The following is a 2554-nucleotide window of genomic DNA, read 5'->3' on the forward strand; positions in this document are numbered from 1 at the left end:
CGGTTACTTCGAGGGCATCGCCGCAATGCGCCTCGAGGCCGGCGACCAGGACGTCGCGCGCGGCCTGGACGCGGCGGCGCACGCGCCGGAGATGCGCGGCGAAATGGCCTTCGTTCAACAGGTCGGTCAGCGCGCCTTCGGCCAGCGTCGAGGGGAAGCGGTCGGAGCGCGCCCTGACCGCCATCACGGCATCGAGCAGCGCTTCGGGCACCACGACATAGCCGATGCGCAGGCCGGGGAAGAGGATTTTCGAGAAGGTGCCGAGATAGGCGACACGGTCTGAACCGTCCATGCCCTGCAGCGAGGTCAGCGGCGGGCCGGCATAGCGGAACTCGCTGTCGTAGTCGTCCTCGATGATCCAGGCATCGTTGCGCCGAGCCCAGTCGAGCAAAGCGAGACGGCGGCGCATCGTCATCGTCACGCCGAGCGGATATTGATGCGAGGGCGTGACATAGGCCGCGCGCGCCTTGGAGCACAGGCTTTCGCCGATCTCGGGATCGAGCCCTTCCGCGTCGACCGGTACCCCAAAAACCCTGGCGCCGCTGCCGGCCAGCACGGCCTGCGCCATGGGATAGCAGGGGTTTTCGATCCAGACGGCATCGCCGGGGCTGAGCGCGGCGCGCACCAGAAGATCCAGCCCCTGCTGCGTGCCCGAAGTCAGCACGATCTGGCCGGCATCGCAGCGCACGCCGCGTGCGGTCCTGAGATAGGTGGCAATTGCCGTGCGCAGCGGCAGGCCGCCGCGCGGATCGCCATAGCGGAAATGCTCCGGCCCGGGGCGAGCGAGGTGGCGCGACAGAAGGATGCGAAACAAATTAAGCGTGCGCGGATCGGACACCGCCACGCCAAGGCCGCAAGGCAGCGAGGTGGCGGCATCGATCTCGGGTGGCCGTGGCTTGACCAGTGTTGTCGGCAGATGCGGCACGTCAGGCGCGACGAAGGTTCCGGCACCGATCCTGGCGACGGCGAAGCCTTCCGAGACCAGCATTTCAAAACAGGCAACCGCCGCCGAACGCGATAGGCCGAAGCGCTGTGCGAGATCCCGGGTGGTCGGCAATTTGGCCCCGGCGGCCAGCGCGCCGGTCTCGATCAGCCGCCTGAGCGCCGCATAAAGCTCGCGGCTGCGCGGGCCGTCGCCCGGGAGGACCGGGATCAGCGCCGACCAATCCGGCAAATTGGTCTGTTTTTTCTTCATCGGATTGGTTCTTTTATCAACCAATGTCATGGCGCATGGTTGGCAGACAACAACCAAGGATGCAAGCCGTGAACGACACGCCAGCCAGCTTTCCGACCACCAGCCGCAACCGCGTCAAGCGCCTGCACGAGCGCGGCAGCTACGACCATGCGGCAGTCTTCGCGGTGCTGGATGCCGGGCTGCTGTGCCATGTCGCCTATACGTTCGACGGCCAGCCCTATTGCACGCCGACCATCCACTGGCGCGAGGACGACATGCTCTACTGGCACGGCTCGTCGGCCAGCCGCATGCTGCGCAATCTGCGCGGCGGCACGCCGGCGTGTCTGACGGTGTCGCATCTCGACGGGCTGGTGCTGGCGCGCTCGGGCTTCAACCATTCCGCCAATTACCGCTCGGCAATGTGTTTCGGTACAGCGCGGATCATCGACGAACCTGATGAGAAACTGAAGGCGCTGGCCGGAGTCGTCGACCGCTTCTATCCCGGCCGGAGCGAGACCTTGCGGCCGATCTCGGTGCAGGAGGCCAAGGCGACGACGGTGATCGGCATGCGCATCGAGGAGGCATCGGCCAAAGTGCGCGCCAAGGGCGTCGGCGACGACGAGGAGGATTACGGGCATCCGGTGTGGGCCGGCGTCATCCCGGTGCGGATGGTGGTCGGCGCCGCCGAGCCGTGTCCGAGGCTGCTGCCTGACATGGAGCGGCCGCAGAATCTGGCTGGATATGCCGAGGGCGAAAGGCTGGATCGGGCGCTGACGCAGGCGCAACTGACGTATGAGGGCGAGCTGTAGCCAGCAAAGTTAGCGCTGCCCCTCATTGTCCTGCCGGACATTTCTCCCCGTATAGTGACGGGGAGAAAGGGGCCGGCCGCCACGTTGGCGCTTTTTCTGCGACGCTGGCGATTTGGCGAAATCATCTGACACAGCGTCCTTCTCCCCGTCACTATACGGGGAGAAGATGCCGGCAGGCAGATGAGGGGCGGCACCAGCGCCCGGTGGAGAGCATATTCAAATCTTGCGGCCACCAGTGCCTCGCGATATCTCGACACCATGATCACCTTCCGCCGTGCGCAGGCCTCCGACCTGCCTGACATCATCGCCATGCTGGCCGACGATCCGCTTGGCGCCGGCCGCGAGGACGCTTCCATGCCGCTGGCCCAAGGCTATGTCGATGCTTTCAACGCCATCGACGCCGATCCCAATCAGCTGCTGGCGGTGACTGTCGACGGGGCCGAAGTGATCGGTACCTTGCAGATTTCTTTCCTTGCCGGGCTCTCGCGCAAAGGCGCCTGGCGCGGCCAGATCGAGGCGGTTCGGGTTGCCGGCCACAGGCGCTCGGACGGCATCGGCAGGCAGATGATCG

3 protein-coding genes are annotated in these 2554 nt (G+C 66.0%); 2 read left to right on the top strand and 1 reads right to left on the bottom strand.

Annotation, left to right across the window (positions count from 1 at the left end; all coding sequences use genetic code 11):
• The coding region (locus EN964_RS31570; RefSeq protein WP_245490706.1) for a PLP-dependent aminotransferase family protein at positions 1-1195 on the bottom strand (1195 nt) is incomplete at its 3' end.
• A gap of 35 nt (positions 1196-1230) precedes the next feature.
• Here EN964_RS31570 and EN964_RS31575 point away from each other — a divergent pair.
• Complete coding sequence (locus EN964_RS31575; protein ID WP_164748791.1) at positions 1231-1983, top strand: pyridoxamine 5'-phosphate oxidase family protein; 753 nt, start codon at positions 1231-1233, stop codon at positions 1981-1983.
• Positions 1984-2241: 258 nt separating this feature from the next.
• On the top strand, positions 2242-2554 hold a 313-nt coding region (locus tag EN964_RS31585; RefSeq protein ID WP_127277212.1), incomplete at its 3' end, for a GNAT family N-acetyltransferase.

It is taken from the genome of Mesorhizobium sp. M7A.F.Ca.CA.001.10.2.1 (assembly GCF_003998575.1).
In the GTDB taxonomy this organism is placed as follows: domain Bacteria; phylum Pseudomonadota; class Alphaproteobacteria; order Rhizobiales; family Rhizobiaceae; genus Mesorhizobium.

What these genes read in the sequence shown, in the direction of transcription:
- EN964_RS31575 (WP_164748791.1), top strand. Translation starts at nt 1,231, where the DNA reads ATGGTTGGCAGACAACAACCAAGGATGCAAGCCGTGAACGACACGCCA.